This is a genomic window from Paenibacillus sp. JGP012 (assembly GCF_014203995.1).
Classification (GTDB): domain Bacteria; phylum Bacillota; class Bacilli; order Paenibacillales; family Paenibacillaceae; genus Paenibacillus; species Paenibacillus silvae.
Map to the genome: position 1 here is coordinate 188,385 of NZ_JACHKG010000009.1, position 24,093 is coordinate 212,477.

The following is a 24,093-nucleotide window of genomic DNA, read 5'->3' on the forward strand; positions in this document are numbered from 1 at the left end:
AAACCAACGTATGAAAGGCATTATTAACTTTTCACTGAACAACAAGTTTGCGATCTGGATTCTCACTATCATCATCTCATTTGCTGGTCTGTACAGCGGAGTTACGATGAAGCAGGAGACCATTCCCAACATCAATGTACCGTTTCTGAATGTCACGGCGATTGATCCGGGTGCAGCTCCTGAGGGTATTGTGGAAGATGTCACGAAGCCGCTCGAACAGAAGCTGCGCAATGTCGAAGGTGTAAAAACGATTACCTCTACCTCGATGGAAAATGCAGCATCCATCACTCTTGAATTCGATTACGGAACGGATCTGACGAACGCAACAGCAACCGTTCGTGAAGCACTGAACGAGGTACAATTACCGGACAGTGTGCAGAAACCAACCATCTCCAAATTCAGCATTAACTCGTTCCCCGTTGTTTCCCTGAGCTTGTCCGACAAGGACGGCGGTGATCTGGAGGAACTGACACGTCTTGTGGACACGGATATCAAACCCGCACTTGAAGATATTGACGGTGTGGCTCAAGTCCAGGTGTCCGGTCAATATGTCAAAGAAGTACAATTGAAGTTCAATCAAGCCAAGATGGCTGAACTGGGCCTCAGCGAAGATACGGTAGACGGTATTGTTAAAGGCTCATCTATTCGTGTGCCTCTCGGCCTCTTCGAACTGGATAAATCCCAGAAAGCGGTCGTGGTGGATGGCAACATCATCGGGCTGGATGATCTGAAAAATCTGGCGATTCCGGTTGTACCAAGCGGGGCTGGAGCTTCTGCCGGCCAAGGTGCCGGGCAGGGTGCTGCCGCTCCGCAAGGTTCTACAGGCAGCGGAGCCCAGGCAGGTCAAGCTGCTGATCCAACAGCTCAAGCCGGGATGGGTGCTGCTGGCGCTGCACAAGGTTCTAGCCCGTCAACCGGGCAAACCGGCGGCGGAAACGCTGCTGCTGCGAATCCTTCCGGTGCCGCAGGATCTGCCAGCGCAGCTGGAATTCCAACGATCAAGCTGAGCGATATCGCCAAAATTGAGGTGATCGGTCAAGCCGAGTCCATCTCACGCACCAACGGCAAGGAATCCATTGGGATCTCGGTAGTCAAATCCAATGATGCCAATACCGTCGATGTCGTTAAAGCAGTGAAGAGCAAAGCCGAAGAACTGCAAAAGCAGTTTAAAAATGCCGAGCTGACCATCCTGCTTGACCAAGGTAAACCGATTCAGGATTCCGTGAATACGATGCTGGGTAAAGCGGCCTTCGGCGCTTTGTTCGCAGTACTCATTATTTTGCTCTTCCTGCGCAACATTCGTTCAACGATTATCTCCATTATCTCGATTCCGCTCTCCTTGCTGATGGCACTGACAGCACTCAACCTGATGGACATTACATTGAACATGATGACGCTGGGAGCGATGACCGTTGCGATTGGTCGGGTTGTCGACGACTCCATCGTTGTTATCGAGAACATCTATCGCAGGATGACTCTCAAAAACGAGAAGCTTAAAGGCCGTGAATTGGTTCGTGAAGCCACTCGTGAAATGTTTATCCCGATTCTCTCCTCTACCATTGTTACGATTGCGGTATTCCTGCCGCTGGCACTCGTTAGCGGTATGGTCGGAGAGCTGTTCACACCGTTTGCCTTGACCATGGTATTCGCCCTGCTCGCCTCACTGCTGGTTGCGATCACCATCGTTCCGATGCTGGCACACAGCCTGTTCCGCAAAGGCATCAAAGGTAAACAGAATCATGAGGAGAAACCGGGCAAGCTGGCTGGTGGTTACAAACGCCTGCTCAACTGGACACTCAATCATAAAATCATTACGGTCAGCATTGCCATTCTGCTGTTGGTCGGCAGCTTGTTCCTGTATCCATTCATCGGTGCAAGCTTCCTGCCAGAGCAGAAAGATAAATATGTAACGATTACGTACAGCCCGGAAACAGGCTCACTCCGTGAAGATGTAGAGAAAGAAGCACTGGTGGCTGAGAAATGGCTGCTGAAACAGCCAGGTCTGGAGAAAATGCAATACTCCATCGGCGGCGGCAGCCCGCTCGCCAGCATGGGTGGAGGCGGCGGAAACTCCGCACTCTTCTATATCCAGTACAACCAGGATACCAAGGACTTCACCGAGGTGAAGAAACAGCTGGTTGAAGGTTTGCAAAAAGAAGTAACCAAAGGCACGTGGAATGAACTCGATATGTCCGGCGGATTCGGCGGCAGCAACCTGAGTCTGTCCATCTACGGCGACAATGTAGAGCAGTTGAAACCGGTAGCCGAGGAAGTTCTGAAGCTGGTTCAGGCAGATAAGGACTCTTTTGAAAAAGCGGATACCACGATCTCCGACACGTACGGTCAATACACGCTGGTTGCCGATCAGGAGAAGCTGAGCAAGCTCGGTCTTACAGCAGGTCAACTGGCCATGACACTCAGTCCGGTACGTGAACGTCCGGTGCTCACTGAAGTAGACATTGATAACAAAACGTATAAAGTCTACGTTGAAACTGACAACAAAACATTCAGCAGCATTAAGGATATTGAAAACGAAACCGTGACATCACCGCTGGGCATCCAGGTTCCGATCAAGGATGTTGCCAAAGTGGAGGAAGGCACTTCACCGAACTCCATCATGCGTATTGATGGTAAAGTGGTTGTGCAGGTCACAGCCAACATTCTGGCTTCCGATGTAGCCAAAGCTTCACAGAACCTGCAAGCAAGCATCGACAAGCTTGACCTGCCAGATGGCGTTGAGGTGAAGTTTGGCGGTACAACCGAGCAAATCAATGATACATTTACACAGCTGGGGCTGGCGATGCTGGCAGCCATTGCGATTGTATACTTCGTGCTTGTTGTAACATTTGGCGGTGGACTTGCTCCATTCGCAATTCTGTTCTCACTTCCGTTCACGGTGATCGGAATCATGGTTGGTCTATTCATCGCAGGAGGCACGCTTGACGTATCCGCTATGATGGGTGCACTGATGCTGATCGGTATCGTGGTTACGAATGCCATCGTGTTGATCGACCGTGTTATTCACAAAGAAAACGAGGGACTCTCTACGCGTGAGGCACTGCTCGAAGCAGGAGCTACGCGTCTGCGTCCAATCCTGATGACGGCACTGGCTACTATCGGCGCCCTGCTGCCACTCGTCACAGGTCTGGAAGAGAGCGCGGGGATTATCTCCAAAGGGCTCGGCATCACGGTTATCGGTGGTCTGATCAGTTCTACACTGCTCACCCTTGTCATTGTGCCGATTGTGTATGAGTTCCTGATGAAGTTCAAAAAGAAAAAAATCGCAGATTAATGTAATTCTCTAGGGCGTGTCTGAAAACTCTGAAGGTGGCAGATTTTGCTGAATTTTCGTTCCAAGCCAGGAAGTTTTCCGCAGGCGTGCCGGGGCACGTCAAGGGAAAGTGACGCAGCAGGGGGCGAAAAGGCGGTAAAAGATGCACTTCAGTAGGTTTCAAGACACGTCCTAATCACAGCACAGCAAGCTTCTAACGTGCTGGAAAAACAGGCTCTGACGGGCAATGGAATGATGACTGCTTCCATTGCCTGATCAAGGGCCTTTTTTTATAAACATCGATGTAAGAAAAACTTTCATAATCTACTTTGATTTAAGAGGTATCACAAAAAGATCAAGTGTTTTTGTCATTCAAACCAAAGAATGTAAGGTTTAAGCTCATCGTCTGCAAAAGCACGTATACTTATTCTTACAACAGCCTGAATAAAGCATATGATTGCATAGTACCAAACAGATGATCATTGGCGAAGGGCGGTGACTAGGTGGAAGAACCTACGCTTCATATCCAAATCAGAGACATGCTGAAACGTCCCGTATTTCGCAAGGCGGAATATGTGGCCAGTGATCGTGCGCTGGAGCGTTATGTGCGCTGGGTACATATTATGGAGGTGCCAGAGATCGGGGATTTGCTCAGTGGAGGAGAATTGATCCTTACTACAGGCATTGGCTGGTCTGAAGGCAATCAGTGCGGATTGTCCTTTCTGCATCAATTGATTACCTGCGGCGCATCTGGATTATGTATTGAACTGGGAGAGCATACCCGCCCTCAGCTGGAAGGGCTGAAACAGATCGCTGCTGAAGCTGATTTTCCGCTGATCTGGTTTCATGATCAGGTTCGGTATATTGATATTACTCAAGATCTTCATTTTGCCCTGATCCGCAGTCATCAGCGTATGGTTGCCGAGCTGGACCAGCTCACCACCTCCTTTCATCAGCTGCTGCTGAATGGAGACGGTGTACTGCCGTTACTACGGCTCCTGTCGCGGAATACGGGATATGCCGTAGCTCTGTATCCACTGGAAGGAGAGGCCATTGCAGTACCGTATGTCCCCCCGGAGCAGCTGGAGGCGCGGAGACAGCAGTGGCGGAGACAGCATGTTTTTACGGAAAACCATACGCAACCTGATGAACAGAATTCAGCTGAAGACGCTGCAGCTCAATTCGATATCGGGTCTACCCCGCATTCAGCACATCGAATGAACGGCATCAGCATGCCTGTTCAGGCGTTAGAGTATACCTTCGCAGATCTTGTCCTTTTTCCACATCAACCTGAAAACATCGACCTCAACCAACCCCCAGAGACCCGTCCATCTGAAGCTTATGTTGTTCAAGCACTGGAGCGCTGTGCTGCTGCCATAGCCCAGGACTGGATGCGTACAAAATATATGGAGGAAAAACGACGTTACAAAGAGGATATGTGGGTCATCGACTGGTTAAACGGAAGCCACTCCACCAAGGATATTCAGGAGTATCTTTCGGCTGCCGATCCCCGGCTCTGCAACGCCCAGGCTGCCGTTATTTTATTTGATAGCCATCCAGTCCACAACGACAGTCTCCGACTGCAAAAGCTTTTGATTCAGCGTAATATCGTGGCCCGCTCCATATTTGCCCGAGAGGGCTTCACGCTCTACAGCACCGTACTTAACCTACAAATTATTGTTATCGTAATTGATCCTCAATCAGAAACCCTGCGTAAAAATAAGGTTTGGCACTGCATACAGCAATTAAAACAGCATGAGCAGGAGCAGACCCATCAACTCTTCTCTGGTCTCTTGGGCATTGGTCAGAGCTACTCCGACTTATCCCGTCTGCGGGAGAGTCTGGAATCAGCCAGGGAAACGCTGCGCATTCAGAAGGACATTGGTGTGATGCAGCAGCCTTTCTACAGTAATCTTCACTGTTATCGAATTATTGCGAGTATGAAGCAGAGCGGCAATTTGAATGATTTTATTACCGAATATTTAGGCCCCCTTATCAGATATGACGCAGAGAAAGGCGGTCAGCTGCTCCTTACGCTGAAACAGTACCTGACGCTCTGCTGCTCCAAACAAGAGACAGCCAGTGCGCTGTTTATTGTCAGACAGACGCTGTATCACCGTTTGGACAAAATTGAATCACTTTTGGGAATAGACTATCTCCTGCCGGAGAAGCGAGTGGCCATGGAGCTTGCGCTGTACGCTTATGAATATATAAACGGACCGCTTTTGTAAGAAGTCTTAGCTGTTATAAGAAGAGATCGTGTGATAAATCGTGCTGTGTGCTGTAAACAGCAGTGAAGCAGTCCATGTATTGGAAGGGATTACGCTCCTCGCCGGGTCTGCAGCTGACGAATCAATATATGGCTGAACCACTTACGTCCTGCGGCTGTGCCCACATGCTGCTCCACATGCTCCCCCGGGAGATCAGGGTGCTCCCATGTAACATGAGCACCCTCCAGATGTTCCCGAACCGAGCAGATCCGATACCCCTGTGCCACCAATCGTTCAATCGTATGCTTCTCTTCCTCAAACGTTTCGCGCTCCGACATCAGCTTCGCCCCCCATTCAATGCAGCCATTGCAGAGAGCTGCTTCCTTGACGGGAGCGGTTCCTGCGCATCGTATTTGCTGCGCTTCACATATTCTCCTGCCCCGGATGCCCCGACAAACTGCCGATTCCGTATCACATATTCTCCCCGACACAGCACGGTTACCGGGCAGCCCTGCACCTGCATGCCTTCGAACGCGCTGTAATCCACGTTCATGTGATGGGTTTCTGCCGAAATGACCCTCGTTATGGATGGGTCAAAAATGACGATATCCGCATCCGTACCGACAGCCAGTGTTCCCTTTTGCGGAAATAACCCGAACAATTTGCTCGCCCTGGTCGAGCACAGATCAACCCACTGATTCAGTGAAATTCGGCCTTTAGCCACTCCCTCCGAATAGAGAATACTGACCCGATCCTCAATGACTGGCCCGCCATTCGGAATTTTGCTGAAGTCCTGCCTGCCGAGGTCCTTCTGCCCTGTAAAATTAAACGAGCAGTGGTCCGAGCCGATCGTCTGCAGCTGTCCGCTTTTCAAAGCATTCCACAGCGCCTCCTGATGCCCCTTCTCCCTTAACGGTGGAGACCAGACATACTTCGCCCCCTCGAAATCGGGTTGATCCATGATGGACTGCTCCAGCGTCAGATACTGTGGACACGTCTCTCCCCAGATTCGATACCCCAGCTCCCGCATTCTTGCGATCTGCTCAACCGCTTCCGCACAGGTGACGTGCACCACGTACAGCTGCGAATCCGCCAGTGCAGCCAGGCGGGCCGCACGTCCGGTCGCTTCTCCCTCCAGCATGGAGGGACGAGTCAGCGCATGGTAGATCGGCGCAGTTCGCCCTTCGGCCAGGGCCTGCTTCACAAGCAGGTCAATGACATCTCCATTCTCGGCGTGCACCATAACCAGTGCTCCGTATTCTTTCGCCTTTTGCAGTGTCTGAAAGAGGATTCCGTCATCCGCCTGGAACTGGTTTTTGTACGCCATAAATACCTTGAAGGACGACACGCCCTCCTCTTCAATGATCTGCGGGAGCTCCTCCAGCACCTGATCATTCATCTCACCGATCATCAGGTGGAATCCGTAGTCAATGACTGCCTTGCCTCTGGCCTTGTTATGCCATTCCTGCAGCGATTCGGATAAGGGACGGCCCTTCTGGGTCAGACAAAAATCAATGATTGTTGTTGTTCCTCCAAATGCAGCCGCCTGCGTTCCTGTAGCAAAATCATCCGCGGTGACCGTGCCGCCAAACGGCATGTCAAGATGAGTGTGCGGATCAATGCCACCTGGTATGACATAACAGCCCGATGCATCAATGACTTCTGTCTGGTCATCCGGCGTTAGGCCTATGCCGATCTGTTCAATTTTCCCCGCCGTAATCAAAAGGTCTGCTTCAAACGTATCCGATGCCGTCACTAATATCCCATTACGAATCAAAGTACGCGTACTCATGAAATCGCCTCCTTGGTTGATTGGTTACGGACGGACTGCAGCACAGCAATCGCCGATTGACGTTCATTCCATGTAACGGGTGCCTGATCCGATGCCAGTTCTACCATCTCGATTGCCCCTTCCACAGGACAGACAATGGAGCACAGATTACACCCAACGCAGTCCTCCTCCACCACCTCCAGATAAGCGCCTGACGGGTCGGTTAACATGTCAATGCATTGATGGGACGTATCTTCACAAGCAATATGGCATTTGTTGCAGTTGATACAGACATCACGATTGATGCGGGCCACAACCTTGTAATTCAGATCGAGATTGCCCCAATCCGAATATTTGGGTACGGTCCGGCCCACCAGCTCCGATACACTGCTGAGTCCCTTTTCGTCCAGATAATCGTTCAGGCCGTCGATCATATCCTCCACAATGCGGAAGCCATGATGCATGGCCGCCGTACATACCTGTACCCCCGTTGCACCCATTAGCAAAAATTCCGCGGTATCCCGCCAGTCGGATATGCCGCCAATGCCGGATATCGGTACTCCAACCTCGGGATGGCGAGCACACTCAGCTACCATGTTCAGTGCAATAGGCTTCACTGCGGGGCCGCAGTAACCGCCATGTGCTCCCTTGCCGCCTACATGCGGCACCGTGTTCCACGAATCCAGATCAACACCAGCGAGAGAATTGATCGTGTTGATCAGGGAAATCGCATCTGCACCACCACGCACAGCCGCCCGGGCTGTTGCTGTAATATCCGTGATATTCGGCGTCAGCTTCACGATGACCGGTGTGGCAGCTACTTCTTTGACCCACATCGTTTGCAGCTCGACAAGATCCGGCTGTTGGCCTGAAGCAGCACCCATGCCGCGTTCAGCCATACCATGTGGACAGCCAAAGTTCAGCTCCAGACCATCGACCCCGACGGCCTCCACCTTTTTAACAATCTCATGCCATTTCTCCCTCCGCGGCTCAACCATGAGAGAGGCGACGACCGCACGGTCCGGGAAACGCTTCTTGGTCTCGGCAATCTCGCGCAGATTCACTTCCAGCGGACGGTCAGAGATCAACTCGATGTTGTTAAAGCCCGCCACGCGCTGCCCGCCAAAGTGAACTGCCGCAAAGCGGGAGGAGGTGTTGATAATCGGCTCGCCGAGTGTCTTCCATACCGCACCGCCCCAGCCCGCCTCAAACGCACGCTGGACCTGGTATCCCGTATTGGTCGGTGGTGCCGAAGCAAGCCAGAATGGATTAGGCGACTGAATGCCCGCCAGATTTATCGATAAGTCCGCCATATCAATCCCTCCTTGAATAAGAGCTTTATGAGTTCTGTAAATTTGTGAGTCTCCCATCCTAACGATTCCCACAGCGCTTATTCAGCTGAAATACGGCCTTTGGATTTTCTAACGATTCGTAGGAACGCTATTCAGCTGTTTTCGCACGTTTCCAGCCGCATTTTGGCGTTTCTGAATGAAATAAGGCTCGTGAGAATCGTTAGATTTCCCCATGCCCCCTTTTCGCCTTAATAAGCTTTCTGGGGATCGTTAGCCGATCCGGAGCCAATATGAGGTCCCGTGGAGATGAGTTTTTGCGTACGTCGTGAGTGTTTACGAAGACCGCCGACACCGACGTCCGACATCATTTCAATACACCTGTGTTTTACACTTGGACCTTATCTCATGCACCTTCCTTACGTCCTCATGACTTTCCTCATACACTTTCCTCATACACTTTCCTTACGCACTCTCCACAGTGCGACCCGGGAGTGCCTTCATGATCGCAGCGGCAGCCAGTTTGCCCTGTTGTGCAGCCGAAACCACCATCGCCTCTCCTTGACCCTGACCAAAAACAACATCGCCAGCCGCATACACTTGAGGATGCGAAGTGCGGTACGTATGCGTCTCCACTTCCACAACGCCTCCGTTATGACGCAGCTCAAACGCTTCAATGATTGGCAGCAGCCGATTCTGTCCAATGGCCCGAATGACGGTGTCACATTCAACGATGAAGGTCGAGCCCTCCACAGCTACAGGCAGCGCCCGTCCGCCGCCAGGCGGTGTGACAAGCTCCATTTTCACACATTCTACGGCACGAACCCGGCCATTCTCGTCACCCAGAATACGCTGCGGCATCGTAAACCAACGAAACTCCACACCCTCCTGCTTGGCAAAAGTATACTCAAACGCATAGGCTGTCATCTGCTGCACCCCGCGCCGATACAACATCTGCACCCGCTCTGCACCCAGCCGTACGGAACAGGTCGCTGCATCCACCGCCGTATTGCCTGCACCAATAACAGCTACGTTCAAGCCATGGAGCGCTGGCGGTACACCCTGCTTGGTGGACTCCACAAGTTCAATGGCATCATACACACCTTCCAGCGACTCCCCCTCAATGCCCAGCATCGGAACCGATCCCATGCCACAAGCCAGAATTACAGCCTCGTGCCGCTCCAGAAGCTCCGACGCCGCCATGTCGATGCCAATGCGAACACCATAGCGAATCTGCACGCCCAGCGCTTCCACCTGTTCTACTTCCCACAGCGGAACCTGCTCGGGCAAACGGAAGGATACGATGCCGTAGGTATTCAGCCCGCCGCCCTTTGCCTTGGCTTCATAGATGGTCACTTCATAACCTGCCCTTCCCAGCTCACGGGCTGCCGAGAGTCCGGCAGGTCCTGCACCGACAACAGCAATGCTTCTGCCATTTGCAGGAGCTGCATGGAAAAGAGGTTCATTGCTCTCCCTCGCCCAATCCGTTGCATAACGCTGCAGGTCCCCAATGCGAATCGGCTTTGAAGATTCGTTCAGCACACAAGCACCCTCGCATAGCTCCTCCGTGGGACAGACTCGAGCGCAGCTCGCACCGATTGGATTGGCATCCATGATCGTGCGTGCCGATCCTTTCAGATGCCCTGTTGCTATTTTTTTAATAAAAGAAGGGATGTTGATATCGGTGGGACACGCCTTAATACACGGAGCATCGTAACAATACAAACAGCGGTTGGATTCCTCCATCGCTTCCTTGCCAGTCATTGCCGGTTTCATCTCGACAAAACGTGACTCCCATCCATAATCGGACCCTGCTGCTCCAGAGTGATTCATCAATGTACGCACCTCCTGTAGATTAACGACAATTCCACTGATCCAATGCACACGACTCGGTGGACACATGCCAGGTTTATCCGGGCTGCAGCATCCTCCACTCCTGTCAAACCATACCTCTGTTACCTGCCTGCATCAGGGTTCATAATTAAAGTTCATAATCGGAGTCATATCCAGACTCACGCCTGTATTCACTTTCAGTCAGCCGCACTACAGACTCACCAGCTGCTCATACGTCTCAGGTCTGCGATCCCGATAAAATTGCCACACATTACGCACTTCCCGAATCATCTCCGTATCCATCTCGCCAATAACCACTTCATCCTGGTCCCTGCTGCCTACAGCCACCATGCGTCCCCTCGGGTCCACCAGATACGACTGGCCATAAAATTCACCCATATTCCACGGCGCTTCCACGCCTACACGATTAATTGCCGCTACATAATAACCGTTGGCTACCGCATGGGCCGGCTGCTCCAGCTTCCACAAATACTCCGAGGTGCCTGCCACCGTAGCGGACGGATTAAACACAATTTCGGCCCCTGCCAACCCGAGCAAGCGCGCTCCTTCCGGAAAATGGCGGTCATAACAGATATACACGCCCACTTTGGCGTAGGCCGTATCAAATACCGGATAACCGAGGTTGCCGGGTTTGAAATAATACTTTTCCCAGAAGCCGTTTGTCCCCTCTCCTGCCTCCACATGCGGAATATGATGCTTGCGGTATTTGCCCAGATACGTTCCGTCCGCATCAATGACCGCCGCTGTATTGTAATAGGAAGCAATTCCGTCTACCTCGTACACAGGCAAAATAAGGACTACAGCAAGCTCCTTCGCCAGCTCCTGAAAGCGTCTGGTCGTCGGTCCTTCCGGCACTCGTTCTGCCGATGCGTACCATTTGGGTGTTTGCTCTGTGCAAAAGTAAGGTCCATAGAAAACCTCCTGCAGCCCGATGATCTGCGCCCCTCTCGCCGCTGCCTCACGTACAAGCCTGATGTGCTTCTGGATCGCTGCCTCCTTATGCACTTCAACAGGGGCTCCGCCCTCAATGTCATGGGATGCCTGAATCAAACCGATACGAATTACACTCATAACGTCATCACGCCTCCTTTGGTAATATGCACATGCTGCGGATGGTGCGGAACAGCACCTCTGTACCCAGCGCAATATCCTCAGGGGAGGAATATTCACTTGGATGATGACTGATGCCATCCTTGCTGCGAACAAAAATCATGCCATAATCACACACATATGACAGTGCCAATGCATCATGGAACGGGCCGCTCATCAGCTCCGGAAGGGGCAGCTGAATCTCTTCTGCGGCAGAGCGAATGACAGACATGATCGACTCGGCGCAGTATCGAGGCTCACTGTTGGTATCCTCGGTGACGGTATACGTTAGACCATAACGGGAGCTGACCTCGTCCAGCAAAGTCATCAGCTGCGCCTGGAGCCGATTGCGGCGTTTCATATCCATATCCCGTAAATCCACCGTAAAGCTTACTTCCTCAGGAATGATATTCCTCGAATCCGGGAACACCCTCAGACTTCCTACCGTACCAACAGTGGGGGCATCCGGGTCTTCACGCACCATATCATCAAAAGCGGCAATCACTTTGGCACTGCCTGCAAGGGCATCATGACGCATAACCATCGGAACAGAACCCGCATGCCCGGCCATCCCCTTCATCGTTACCGTGAACCAGAGCGGCCCGGAGATGCCTGTCACCAGACCTACAGGAGCATTCATAACTTCCAGCACAGGCCCCTGCTCGATATGCAGCTCCAGATATTGCCCGATAGAACCAGGCAAATATGCAGCAGCAGCGAAATCAGCTGGCGAACAGCCGCAAGCCTCCAGTGCCTCCCGCCGAGTCACCCCGTTCTTGTCCTGACGTTCCAGCTCTCCTTCCTCCAGCTGATTCGTAATGCCGCGTGAACCGAACAATCCCTTGTTAAACCGGGACCCCTCCTCATCGCAAAAGGCAATGACTTCAATTGGCATCAGCGGCTGTATGCCTTGTTCAATCAGGGATTGTACGGCCTCCAGCGCACCTAATACACCAATTGCTCCGTCATAACGTCCACCATAAGGCTGGGAGTCGATATGTGAACCGACCATCAGGATCGGCAGGGTTGCATCCATTCCTTCCAGACGACCAATCAGATTGCCAAAAGCATCGATTCGAGTCGAAAGACCTGCCCCTTCCATCCAGGCTCTGACCCGTTTCACCCCCTCCATATCCTCCGGCGTAAGAGCAAGCCTGCATACACCTGTATCTGCGATCCTGCCAATCTGCGCTAGCTCCTCAATATGCTGCATCAGCCGCAGCTGATTAATCGATGGGTCGGTTGTTGTCTGCATTCTGCTTCCCTCCTTGCATCAGCTTGTGCGCTTCATAAGCTCATCCTCACCTCATGCTCATCTCACTTGACGCCCCCGCCCCCTAATTCTGATCATCATTCAGACTGCGAAGCGCATTAAACAAGCTGGCTGCGATGAGATCGAGTTCTTCCTCGGTGGTGACAAACGGCGGCGACAGCGTCAAAATATTGGAAAATCCTGGCACCGTATCTCCATTCTTGCCAATCAATATGCCAGCCTGTTTACAATGAGCCAGCACCTTCATCACGTTCTCCGCTTTCGCTGGCGAACCGTCCGGCTCAATCAGCTCGATGCCGCAAGCGAATCCGAAGAGACGGATATCGCCTACGGACGGAAGCTGAAGCAGTGGCGCAAGCTTCTCGTCCAGCATGCTGCCCAGCGCAGCTGCCCGGCTAACCAGCTGCTCCCGTTCCAGAATCTCAAGATTTGCCAGTGCTATCCGGCACGATACCGGATTACCGCCAAACGTATTCACATGCCGAAAGTGACTGTCATCGCCTGGTTTGCGGAATGAATCGTATAAGTCCGATCTTACTGCTGTAGCGGAGAGCGGTGCATACGCACTCGTCATGCCCTTGGCCATCGTAACGATATCCGGCTGCACCCCGTAATTCTGATGGCCGAATTTCTGCCCTGAGCGTCCAAAGCCACAGATCACCTCATCCACAATGAGCAGCACGCCATATCGCTGGCAGATATCCTGTACGGTGCGCATATAATCCGGCGGGGGAACAATCATGCCGCCGCCAGTAATAACCGGCTCCATAATAACGGCGGCCACCGTCTCCGGGCCTTCCCAGCGGATCACCTCTTCATAAATGGCCGCACATTCCAGTCCGCAGCTATCCCTGCTTTTGCCAAACGGACAGCGGTAGCAGTATGGCGGAGGAACATGGGAGAAGCCCACGCCAAGCGGCTCGTATTTGATCTTGCGGGCTGCCTGACCCGTCGCACCAAGCGCCCCCATGGAGTTCCCGTGATATGCCCGGTGACGGGAGATGAATTTGTGACGCGTGGGCTCACCATTCTGATGGTGGAACTGACGGGCTATTTTGAAAGCCACCTCATTCGCGTCCGAACCGGAGTTGGAGAAAAAAATCCGATACGGCCCTTCGAGCCATTCATTCAGCTTCTCTGCCAGCAAAATTGCGGGTTCATGACTCTGTGTCATCGGAATATAGGCGAGGGTTTTCATCTGTTCATAAGCGCTCTTCGCGATCTCCTCACGCCCATGCCCTACATTGACACACCATAATCCCGACATCGCATCAAGATAACGCGTGCCCTCCTGATCCGTAATCCAGCTACCCTCTCCGCTAACAGCAATCATCGGATGATCGTTATGAGGTGAGATGTGGTGCCAGACGTACTTGCGATCCTTCTCCAGCCATTCTTCTCTCGTACCGCTCATGGGCTGGGGCTGCTGATTCACAGAACTCATCCATATTGCTCCTCTCTGATTGGGTATGAGCATGGCATGGTGCAGTGTTCAATGGTATAAATTATTCTCAATGCACTTACTTACTTCACAGCCTCTTCATACACGTTCTTCTCCAATGCCTCATCCAGTTTAGCTTCTTTTTTGATCAATCCATATTTCAGAGCGATGTCGGCTGTACGGGCAAACGACTCATCCACAAAGCTGCCCACCTGCTTCTCGGTAAAGCCCTCCGGGCGAATCAGCTTTGCAATCTCTGCCAGCATCGTTACCTGATGCTCACGGGTTGTGCTGCCCTCCGTCACATTACTCATGACGATGTCCACCGTTTCATCCTGATGATCAATGGCATAATTCCAGCCTTTCAGGATCGCCCGGGTCACTTTGACCGCCATCTCATGATTGCTGTCCACCCAGTCCTTCTTGGCAATCAGCGTATCCTCCAGCATGCCAACTCCGGCATCCTCGATGTTGAACACATCCAGATCAGACTCCTTTACGCCGCTTTCGAGCACCACGTGATATTCGTTATAGATCGTGGCCGTTGCCACATCCACCTGATCATTGAAAAACTGATCCATCGTAAAGCCCTGTTTGACAAGGTTGATATCTTTTTTCGGATCAAGTCCATTCTTCTCCATAAAAGCAAGCACCTGAAACTGCTGGCTGCCAAACCAGGTGCTGACCTTCTTGCCCTTCATCTGAGCCGGGCTGGTAATTCCTGCGGACTTCTTGGCAATCAGCCGATAACTGCTCTTCTGCGAGATCTGGGCAAGTGAAACGAGGGGCAAACCGTTATCACGGCTGACCAGCAGGCTATCCACTCCTGTAATGCCCACATCGGCTGCGCCGTTGACCACCTGCTGCTCAATGACGATATCAGGCCCCCCGGGAATAATCTCCGCATCAATGCCTTCCTCTGCAAAAAAACCTTTTTCCTTTGCGGCATAGATTCCGGCAAACTGCGCCTGCGGCACCCATTTGAGCTGAATTTTCACCTTGGTTAACGACGAATTGGCTGCTTCGTCCCCACCCGAGCTTGCAGCAGCTGGCTGCGATGACGGCTCGGTTGAGGCCGAGCATGCCGAAAGCAGCAGAACACACAAGACCAGGGCGTGTCTGAAAACTCTGAAGAAAGCAGATTTTGCCGAATTTTCGTTCCAAGCAAGGAAGTTTCCCGCAGGCGTGCCGGGGCACGTCAAGGGAAAGTGACGTAGCAGGGGGCGAAAAGGGGGGAAAAGATGCACTTCAGCAGGTTTCAAGACACGCCCTAGCACCCATAAAACTGGCTTCCACGTTTTGTTCATATACAGAATGACCCCCTGTTTATATATGGAATTTGTTCTTCTGCTCCATGAATCTGGCTGCTCAGCCAACCGTACGCGTTTGATTCCAGGGAAGCAGCCGTTTCTCCATGAACACAACCAGCTCATAGAGAATGATGCCAAGCACTGCTGCGATGACGATGCAAGCCCAGGCCAGAGGCATGTTAGCCAGTCGAATCTGATCGGAGAGCAAATAACCCAAACCTTGTGAAGCGATAAAAAACTCTCCGACAATCGCTCCGATAATGCTGGTCGACATGTTAATTTTCAATCCCGCAAAGAAAGAAGGCAGGGCATGCGGCAGTCTGAGTTTCCAAAAAAATTGCTTGCGGCTCGCAGCCAGACTATTCAGCAATTCGCCATACTGCGGCTGGATCGAGGTGAGTCCCTTGAACAGGCTGACCGCCATCGCCGCCATCGTAATAACCGACACCACAGCGATGCGGGACCAGATCCCGTCTCCAAACCAATTGTTCATGATTGGAGCGAGGGCCACAATCGGAACAGCATTGAGCGCAGACAACACAGTGACCGCTGCCCTGCCGCTGTTCGGAAAAAATGACGCTCCTGTGGCAGCCAGCACCCCAAGAAGCGAGCCAATCAGAAAGCCGCCCAGCATCTCGGTTCCGCTGTAGACGGCATAGCGGAGAAGCATCTCCGCATTGTCGCGGATGGAGAAAACAATCGCAGAAGGGACAGGAAGCTGATAAACTTCCAGTGACAGCAGGACGTGAAAGAAGCGCAGCTGCCACAAGGTCAGAAATGCGGCTCCTGCCAGCCAGGGCAGCAAAGTACGGAAGAGGGTGCTGAGCTTGATTCCATAGCCTTGTGTATCCTTCCGGGAACTGTCGATAGGAATAGCCGTATTTGCAGCCTGAACCGACTTTATTCTCACGGGAGGCATCATACCCGCTGCGGCTTCAGCAGTTACTCCGGTGCCGGATGCTGTTCCCTCCTCACCCTTTCGTGGCAGTACAGTGCCTTCACTCATGCTGACCCGCCTCCCGTTGACCTGAATTCAGGCTGCCATGGTGTAAGCCAGCGTTCAATCAGGCTGATCAAAAGATAAGAGATCATGCCAATGCCCATGCTAAGCATGATGGTGGCCCAGAACATACCGACTTGTGCATGACCGTAGTACAGTGAACTGACCATCAGTACGCCAAGCCCGTCCGGCGCGCCCATCAACTCCACGACGATGGAGGAGGTCACCGCGAGCGGTGCTGCAATTTTCAAGCCGGAAAACAGCCCTGGCAGCGCCGAAGGGATCAAACATTTCGTGTAATGTGCAGTCCGCGAGGCACCACTCGCCCGCATGAGCTCCAGATGTTCACGGGAGGTACTCTTTAAACCTTTTAACGTATGGATAATAATCGGGAAAAAGGTGACGTAAGCCGCCATCAGAATACGCGCCCAGGCAGCGTTATGAATAATGCCATAAACAATCGGCGCCAGTCCGATGACCGGGATCATCTGCGAAGATACAACATAAGGGGACAGCGTGCGCTCTAACCAGCCGGCGGCACTCATGAGCAGGGCCAGAAGCAGACCCAGTAACGCTCCTCCAGCGAAGCCAAGAGCCGCATTCCCGAAGGTTACTGCGCCCTGCTCTGCCAGCGTGCCTGAATAGCGAATAAACGCCTCAATAACCTGGTGAAGATACGGCAGGCGGGAAGCAGCCTGCTGAGGAGACATGAACAAATGTAATACCCAGGCTATGCCTTCCCAAAATATAAAAAAAGAACTGATCCAGATCATCATCCAGACACGATAGCCCGGTTTACCTAAACGAAGAAACATTGGATGGATCACGCTCCCCCTGAAAACAGTTGCGAATCGTTGTGATCATCTGATAAAAGGCTTCCGTCTCCCTCAGCTCGCTCTGTCGTTCGGCAGGCAGATGCACGTGATGGATGGAATGCACTTGGCCCGGATGGGCGGAGAGAACAATAATGCGATCGGATAAAAAAATCGCTTCGGGGATGCTATGGGTAACAAAGAGGAAGGTCTTGCCGGTAGAGCGTTTGATCTCCAACAGCTCCAGCTGCAGCTTTTCCTTGGTGAACTCATCGAGGGCCGAGAAAGGTTCATCCATCAGCAGCAGCGGCGGATCAAGGGCAAGCGCACGTGCGATGGATACTCGCTGCTGCATCCCGCCACTAAGCTGCCAGGGGTAATGATCCGCAAATCGGGTCAGCCCGACCATTTCCAGCAGTTCACCGCTAATGCGGCGGCACTCCTTCCGCGGGGTACCCAGCAGTTCCATGGGCAGTTCTACATTACGGCGCACGGTACGCCAATCGAACAGAGCCGGAGTCTGGAAAACGATGCCGAATTGCCTCTGCATTCTTGCTCGCTTCGGCTCCTGCCCTGCAAGCCGAATGCTGCCCGTTGTCGGCTGAAGCAGATCAGCCACTAATCGGAGCAGCGTTGATTTGCCGCAGCCCGAAGGCCCTAATAAAGAGACAAATTCGTTGGAATGCACATGAAACGTTACATCGGATAAGGCCGTCACTTGCTGACTCCCGCTGCCAAATACGACGGAGACATGATCCACATCAATGAGCTTGTTTGCGGAGGGAATGACAGCCTGGTGAATCGATGCTGGAGATTGAGAGGTCATAGGCATTCTCCTTTGCGGTATGAGAAGGTTAGATACAATTCAGGAGCAGGTGGCAGGTTAAGCTACACGAGAGTAACAGAGTTTAGCTTGTTAGGTACTACTATATCGTGTTGGGGGAAAAATACATTATACAAACTGTTTGGAAAATAGGCTGATCCATGTGACATACTGTAAAACGAGCGGGATACCGCTCCAATTTGCTATACATTTACTGTAAAGTGATATAACAGAAATCTTCCATACATCAGACATGCCTTCTCAACCTATCCCCTCTGTAATCTGCGTATATTCATTTGTATTAATTGATCAAATATTCGGAAAATTTGACATAACCCCTCGTAATCACATGTGATTTCATGTATAACGTTGGATATAGACAGAGAATAGTTCGTAAGCAAGCGTCGGTACTGCTGTAACACCAAGCCTTAATCAAGTTTGAAATCATTGAAAACAAAGCTGTTCAAGGGCTGTTCAAATCCAGATATCGGGGTGGTCATGATGTTTGATTGGCTGGGATGGAAAAAAGGATTGCCGCTGTGGTGGTCTTATCGGTTGAATGCACACCGTACACATGATGTGGAGCAGATTTTTGAAGGGATTGCCGAAACCAGAAGGCAGTTAATGATGGATTGGGCGAGTGATCAGTGGAACCATCTGGACCGCTTGCTGCATCAGATGGAATCGGTCAGACCCCAAGACGTGAAGCCAGGATCGCCACAGGAAGAGAAGTTGAAAAGTTTGTTTAAAGCGAGTTATGTCCGATCACAGGATAGCACTGAATTGTTTATACTGAACGAGCAGCATCAGGTCGTATTTTCTACATATCAGAAACATATTGGACAACGTTACACCACTCATGAAAATGCTTCTTTCGAACGTGGCCTAAACCACGTAATAACAGGTGCACCCGGCCAAAAATGCTTGTATGGCCCTTATGCTGATCCGCTTACACTGGAGATTGGGCCACGCTCGTCCACATTCCATGACGCCATTACGCTGATGTTCATTGCTCCGATTGTTCATCAAGGTAAATATGCAGGAGCTTTGTGCAGCCGTATTCCCGGTGATGTGCTTGGTGATCTCATTCAGCGTGAGTCAGGACATATCTACCCGGACTCCGGCGATAACTATCTGTTTATGGCTGAATCTGTCCTGCGGCCTGAACTGCAGCCAGGGACAGCCTTGTCCCGAAGCCGCTTCGAGGATCGAACGTTTACCCATGGTGAAAATCTGAAGGATGGCGTAACGACCGACTGGGGCATCGTGTCTGTGCAGGCACATACAGAACTTGAATTAATGTTCACCGATCCGTCCACAGGACAATTACATCCTGGCGTATCGAAAACGATTCAGAACGGCTCAAATCTGTTTGTTGCCTATCCTGGGTACTCGGACTATCGCCATATTCCCGTTATCGGTAAAGGCATCACCTTTCAGCTTCCGCACTGCCCGGATCGCTGGGGCATGATGTGTGAGGGCGATCTGGAGGAAGTGTACCGCATCCGCAGTATCGGATGGCGGCAATCGAAACAGCATGGCATTTATATTATTCTCTCGGCAATTCTTGCAGCTTCCTTGATTTTTGTTCTGACAGGCAGCGGCTGGAGTGCTGCTGCGATTGCCGGTTTTAATGTTATATTTGGATTCTTTGGCGCATGGCAGCTTCATCGCAAACAATACAACCGCGTGCATGAAGACCTGGGACGCCTGAGCCAATTCATTCGCATTAATGCGGAGGGCAAGGGGGACCTGACCCAGCGTCTGGACACGAATTCTTTTGCCCAGGATGAATCCGGCGAGCTGGCCAAATGGATCAATAACATGATTGATTCGCTCGAAAGCATCATGCTCAAAGTTCAGCGGGCTACGGAGGATGTCATGGATAATCAGTACCTGATGCGCACTTCCACCGAGACAACACAGGTGACTACAGATCGTGTGAATCTCAAGCTTGGCTCCATGATTCAAGCTATCCGCACCCAATTGCAGGATCTGGATCAAGCGAAGCAAGCCGCAGACCATATGCGACTGACGCTGCAGCAGCTGGAGATGTCGGCTAATGAACAGATCGGCGTGGCCAGACAGGAAGTGGATCGCATCGGTGACAAGATGATTCAAATCTCCGGTGCAGTTTCGGATACAAACCAGACAATTCTGTCTTTCCTTGGCACTATGAAGGAAATCTACCGCGCTTTGGCGGTCATTGATGAAATATCTGCACAGACGAATCTGCTTGCATTAAATGCAACGATTGAAGCTGCTCGTGTCGGAGAGCACGGTCGCGGATTCTCCGTCGTCGCTGATGAGATTCGCAAGCTGGCTGACGTCTCCCGCTCTTCCACGGAGGATATTCATCACATTCTGGATCGCATCTCGGTTGCGGCAAGCGCAGCTTCCAAGCAAATTACCGAAGGGGATCAAGTGCTCGCGGAAGGCACCAGCCTCGTTCAGGCCGCCTCCGAGCTTCTCCAGAAAGCCACTGCGGAAGAAGCAGAGCGCACACAAGTGGTGGATCAGGTCGTATTTCTGATGGAGAATATTGCTGCAATCAGTCACCAGAATCGGGCCACCTCCGCCGAGGTGGAAGCCGAGATGATGGCGCTCATTCGGGATATGATGAAAGTGCAGCAATCCTCTCATGATGTGGAGGCGATTACCCTCTTCCTGCAGCAAGTTGTGGGACAGTTCCAGCTGAACCAGCCTGCCTGAATTGCTGTCACCGGACGTCATCGTTGACGCGGATCGGAGAAATAGCTAAAATTTGATGCAACTGTTGCTTTCGTAATTGTCGTATCATTTATTATAGAAGATATCCAATCTGAACGTTGAAAGGGTGGTCTGCATGGAACTGCTTCAGGATTCATTTGGCCGAATACATGACTACATCCGTATTTCCGTTACGGACCGCTGCAATCTGCGCTGCGTTTACTGCATGCCCGCGGAAGGCATGGAGTTTGCTCCACATGATGAAATTATGAGTTATGAAGAGATTGCGGAAGTACTGAAAGTGCTCGCCCCCATGGGCATGCGCAAGGTTCGGCTCACCGGCGGGGAGCCGCTGGTGCGTAAAGACCTGCACAAGCTTGTGGGCATGATCTCCGCCATCGACGGCATTGAAGATATCGCACTGACGACCAATGCCCTGCTGCTGGACAAACAGGCACAAGCGTTGAAGGATGCAGGCTTGAATCGTATCAATATCAGTCTCGACTCGCTGCATGCCGACCGCTTCTCCATGATTACTCGCGGCGGAGATGTGAATAAGGTGTTAAAAGGCATTGAAGCTGCCACGGCTGTCGGACTTGCACCGATCAAGCTGAATGTCGTGCTGATGAAGGGCATTAATGATGATGAGATCAAGGATTTCATTGCCATGACGATCAATCAGCCGCTGCATGTGCGATTTATTGAATACATGCCTATCGGACACGCCTCCGATTCCTGGCGCAAATCGTATCTGCCGCTGGAAGCAGTGACAGATGTGTGCGCAGAAGCTGGCTGGACGGTGGAGAACACCGAAGGCCCTGCCGGGAACGGTCCATCTCGCAACATGAGAATCAAGGGCTCCCAAGGTACTTTTGGCCTGATCCATCCGGTAAGTGATCATTTCTGTGACAACTGCAACCGGCTGCGGCTGACCGCGGATGGACATATCAAAGCCTGCTTGTATTGGTCGGATGAGTATAATGTTCGCCGCTTCGTGGATGATCCCGATGCCATGGCGGCACTCTTCCTCAAAGCGCTGGGTACGAAACCGAAGAATCATGAGATGGCTCTCGCTCTGGAACAAAAAATGCAATCTCATACGCCGACTGTACGGCGCATGTCCCAGATTGGCGGATAAAAGGAAGAATTATTCTCTTTATTTGAACGGTGGAAATGTCACCTGTCCATCCATCCAACGGCTCGAACTGCTGCTTCAAAGGCATAGGAAACAGACTGAAACAGACGAGAACACCACGTTCCCGTCTGTTTTGGCGTTGCTTCTTATATGATCAGACATTGCTTTCTTGTATACGATCAAACATCAACACATTGTTGTACAATGATTCAAACGTTCTCAAAAAAATATAGTAGACATTATGCCCTCTTCGAGTCTAAAATTCAATAATCTATCTGACGATGTATTATATACGACCATATGATAAATACACATATACTATAGGAGCTGACCTTATTGAACATTGTAGAAGCACTCGTTGCAGCAAGCCCTTATTTCAAAATCATGTTAAAGGAACACGATATTATGATTGCCGTAACCGATACGGAGAAGTTCTGGTATTACGTTCCCAGCAACGAGCTTGATCTTGGCATCAAAGCCGGAGATCCCATCTCTCTTGAGGACCCTACCTTGCGCCGTGCATTAGTGAACGGTGAAACTTCGGCCAATCGAATTGACGCCAAATTCTACGGTACAGCGATCAATTCGGCGGCCACGCCGCTGTATGATGATCATGGAAAAATTGCAGGTACGCTTGCTATTGGATTTTCTCTTCATAATGAAGAAAAGCTGGAGTACTTTACCGAACTGATTACCGGCATCAGTGGCAGATTAACCGATATGGTGCAGACTGTAGCTGCACAGTCCGAGCAGTTAACAGCATCCTCCACACAGATTCTGGACAATACCCGTATAGCGGTGCAAAATTCTGGCGAGGTTAACAAAGTCGCCGGATTTATCCGAGAGATTTCAGAACAGACGAATCTGCTCGGTCTGAATGCTGCCATTGAAGCTGCACGAGCTGGCGAGGCAGGTGCAGGATTCGGTGTCGTTGCAGCCGAGGTACGCAAATTATCTACGGGCACCAAGGAAGCAACCGTCAACATCGAACGTTCACTCAAAGACGTGCAGACCTCCATTCGACAGATGGAACAGGAGATTACCTCTATAGCCCAGTCCAGTAATGAACAGGCCGAATTAGTAACTGAGTTCAGTGAAGCGATTGATCATCTGAACGAAGTGAGCCGGGATCTTAAATTGTTCATTGAGTCCATGCTGCTAAAAGCTGAATAAGCGATGGTGAGCTGTGTTTTGTTTCAGCTGCAAGCTTGCCTGACTTTCATACATTTCTCATCAAACAGTTGTGACCTGTGTTTCTTAATTTTATTTCTATGAAGGTATATATCTCGATTGATATTAACTGTAAGTATCGCAATACATTCATTAGGGGAATCAATAAAAAATTGTAGACGGGCTGAGAGGGCGCGCCGACGAAGAAACAAGCGCCCTCTCTAATGCCCTGCTGATCCTGAACGGTGAGTAAGAGAAGAAACGTCAGGTTCAAGCGTTATTCAGAAGGATCATGACACAAGTATTATCAGGGACATGAAATATGAAGAGCTACGGCTCGCTGCTTCTAGTATTTCATTCATTGAAGGTATGTTTTTCTAAAATACACATGCAAGGTACTTTGATGGGTTACAAAAAAGAATACACTTTAACATGCTAGATAAGTTGACGATATGCTCATCAATCCAGGCACATTCGTCAAATATTACCCATCGCCCATGGCTAGTGCAAGTCTGCCACACTCTACTGCGAGCGCTAACGATCAGGAGAAGCCTTATTTGGGCATATTCGGGCTTTAGAACATTCTAACGATCCCCAGAGACGCTATTCTGCTGAAATCAGCTTGATCAGGCTCATTTTTCAGGATTTTGAATGGAATAAGCTTCCTGGAGATCGTTAGATTTCAAATGTCCCCGTATCAGGGCAAATAAGCTCCATGGGGATCGTTAGCATCCCATCTTCGAAATGAGCAGCCTGCCAAGACTGGTATTCTTGCCCTATTACAGCGCTCTTTGACGAGCATGAACCGTTAATCGGCATCATGTCGTTTCTTTAGTTCAATTTATATACTGTACTTGCCAAAAACTGCTTCCAATTTATTTACAGTAGAATAACAAAGTTTAGGCTAATCGTAGTTGCTGCTGGACCCATTCAAAA

Annotated in this window: 16 protein-coding genes; 5 read left to right on the forward strand and 11 right to left on the reverse strand. The window is 51.1% G+C overall.

Translation table 11 applies throughout. The features are described 5' to 3' along the window. The first annotated feature begins 10 nt into the window (after window positions 1–10). Both HNR77_RS13880 and HNR77_RS13885 read left to right on the forward strand, forming a co-directional pair. Window positions 11–3,292, forward strand: a complete 3,282-nt coding sequence (locus tag HNR77_RS13880; protein ID WP_184185115.1) for an efflux RND transporter permease subunit — start codon at window positions 11–13, stop codon at window positions 3,290–3,292. A gap of 482 nt (window positions 3,293–3,774) precedes the next feature. Further along, the gene (locus HNR77_RS13885; protein WP_311768618.1) at window positions 3,775–5,502 is read left to right on the forward strand and encodes a PucR family transcriptional regulator; all 1,728 of its coding nucleotides are present in this window, start codon (window positions 3,775–3,777) and stop codon (window positions 5,500–5,502) included. Between the two features lie 89 nt (window positions 5,503–5,591). Here HNR77_RS13885 and HNR77_RS13890 read toward each other — a convergent pair whose 3' ends face one another. The 11 genes from HNR77_RS13890 to HNR77_RS13940 form a co-directional block, all read right to left on the reverse strand. Beyond that, a complete protein-coding gene (locus tag HNR77_RS13890; RefSeq protein WP_184185118.1) occupies window positions 5,592–5,819 on the reverse strand; it encodes a hypothetical protein in 228 nt (75 codons plus the stop codon). Next, window positions 5,819–7,273, reverse strand: a complete 1,455-nt coding sequence (gene hydA / locus HNR77_RS13895) for a dihydropyrimidinase (protein ID WP_184185120.1) — start codon at window positions 7,271–7,273, stop codon at window positions 5,819–5,821. The genes HNR77_RS13890 and hydA overlap by 1 nt, the downstream gene beginning before the upstream one ends. After that, window positions 7,270–8,565 carry an NAD-dependent dihydropyrimidine dehydrogenase subunit PreA gene (preA, locus tag HNR77_RS13900; RefSeq protein ID WP_111269033.1) on the reverse strand — a complete coding sequence of 432 codons (1,296 nt, stop codon included), beginning with the start codon at window positions 8,563–8,565 and terminating at the stop codon, window positions 7,270–7,272. The genes hydA and preA overlap by 4 nt, the downstream gene beginning before the upstream one ends. Window positions 8,566–9,006: 441 nt before the next feature. Next, window positions 9,007–10,374 carry an NAD(P)-dependent oxidoreductase gene (locus tag HNR77_RS13905; protein WP_184185184.1) on the reverse strand — a complete coding sequence of 456 codons (1,368 nt, stop codon included), beginning with the start codon at window positions 10,372–10,374 and terminating at the stop codon, window positions 9,007–9,009. Window positions 10,375–10,584: 210 nt separating this feature from the next. Beyond that, complete coding sequence (locus tag HNR77_RS13910; protein WP_184185123.1) at window positions 10,585–11,466, reverse strand: nitrilase-related carbon-nitrogen hydrolase; 882 nt, start codon at window positions 11,464–11,466, stop codon at window positions 10,585–10,587. Between the two features lie 7 nt (window positions 11,467–11,473). Continuing rightward, window positions 11,474–12,739, reverse strand: a complete 1,266-nt coding sequence (locus HNR77_RS13915; protein ID WP_184185126.1) for a M20 family metallo-hydrolase — start codon at window positions 12,737–12,739, stop codon at window positions 11,474–11,476. An 82-nt stretch (window positions 12,740–12,821) separates the two neighbouring features. Beyond that, window positions 12,822–14,201 carry an aspartate aminotransferase family protein gene (locus tag HNR77_RS13920; RefSeq protein ID WP_184185129.1) on the reverse strand — a complete coding sequence of 460 codons (1,380 nt, stop codon included), beginning with the start codon at window positions 14,199–14,201 and terminating at the stop codon, window positions 12,822–12,824. Window positions 14,202–14,281: 80 nt separating this feature from the next. Beyond that, the gene (locus HNR77_RS13925; protein WP_184185132.1) at window positions 14,282–15,505 is read right to left on the reverse strand and encodes an ABC transporter substrate-binding protein; all 1,224 of its coding nucleotides are present in this window, start codon (window positions 15,503–15,505) and stop codon (window positions 14,282–14,284) included. Between the two features lie 61 nt (window positions 15,506–15,566). Further along, window positions 15,567–16,514: an ABC transporter permease gene (locus HNR77_RS13930; RefSeq protein WP_260410565.1), complete on the reverse strand. Its 948-nt coding sequence runs from the start codon at window positions 16,512–16,514 to the stop codon at window positions 15,567–15,569. Further along, window positions 16,511–17,323 carry an ABC transporter permease gene (locus HNR77_RS13935; RefSeq protein WP_184185135.1) on the reverse strand — a complete coding sequence of 271 codons (813 nt, stop codon included), beginning with the start codon at window positions 17,321–17,323 and terminating at the stop codon, window positions 16,511–16,513. The genes HNR77_RS13930 and HNR77_RS13935 overlap by 4 nt, the downstream gene beginning before the upstream one ends. Continuing rightward, entirely contained in the window at window positions 17,304–18,146 is an 843-nt protein-coding gene (locus HNR77_RS13940; RefSeq protein WP_184185138.1) for an ABC transporter ATP-binding protein, read from the reverse strand. Before HNR77_RS13940 ends, HNR77_RS13935 begins: the two co-directional genes overlap by 20 nt. Window positions 18,147–18,581: 435 nt before the next feature. Here HNR77_RS13940 and HNR77_RS13945 point away from each other — a divergent pair, with 435 nt between their 5' ends. The 3 genes from HNR77_RS13945 to HNR77_RS30635 all read left to right on the forward strand — a co-directional run bounded on the left by HNR77_RS13945 (window position 18,582) and on the right by HNR77_RS30635 (window position 23,160). After that, a complete protein-coding gene (locus HNR77_RS13945) occupies window positions 18,582–20,855 on the forward strand; it encodes a methyl-accepting chemotaxis protein (protein ID WP_311768619.1) in 2,274 nt (757 codons plus the stop codon). A gap of 133 nt (window positions 20,856–20,988) precedes the next feature. Next, the gene (gene moaA / locus HNR77_RS13950) at window positions 20,989–21,990 is read left to right on the forward strand and encodes a GTP 3',8-cyclase MoaA (RefSeq protein ID WP_184185140.1); all 1,002 of its coding nucleotides are present in this window, start codon (window positions 20,989–20,991) and stop codon (window positions 21,988–21,990) included. Window positions 21,991–22,323: 333 nt separating this feature from the next. Continuing rightward, window positions 22,324–23,160, forward strand: coding sequence for a methyl-accepting chemotaxis protein (locus tag HNR77_RS30635; RefSeq protein ID WP_184185143.1), 837 nt, complete (start codon window positions 22,324–22,326; stop codon window positions 23,158–23,160). The last annotated feature ends 933 nt before the right edge of the window (window positions 23,161–24,093 follow it).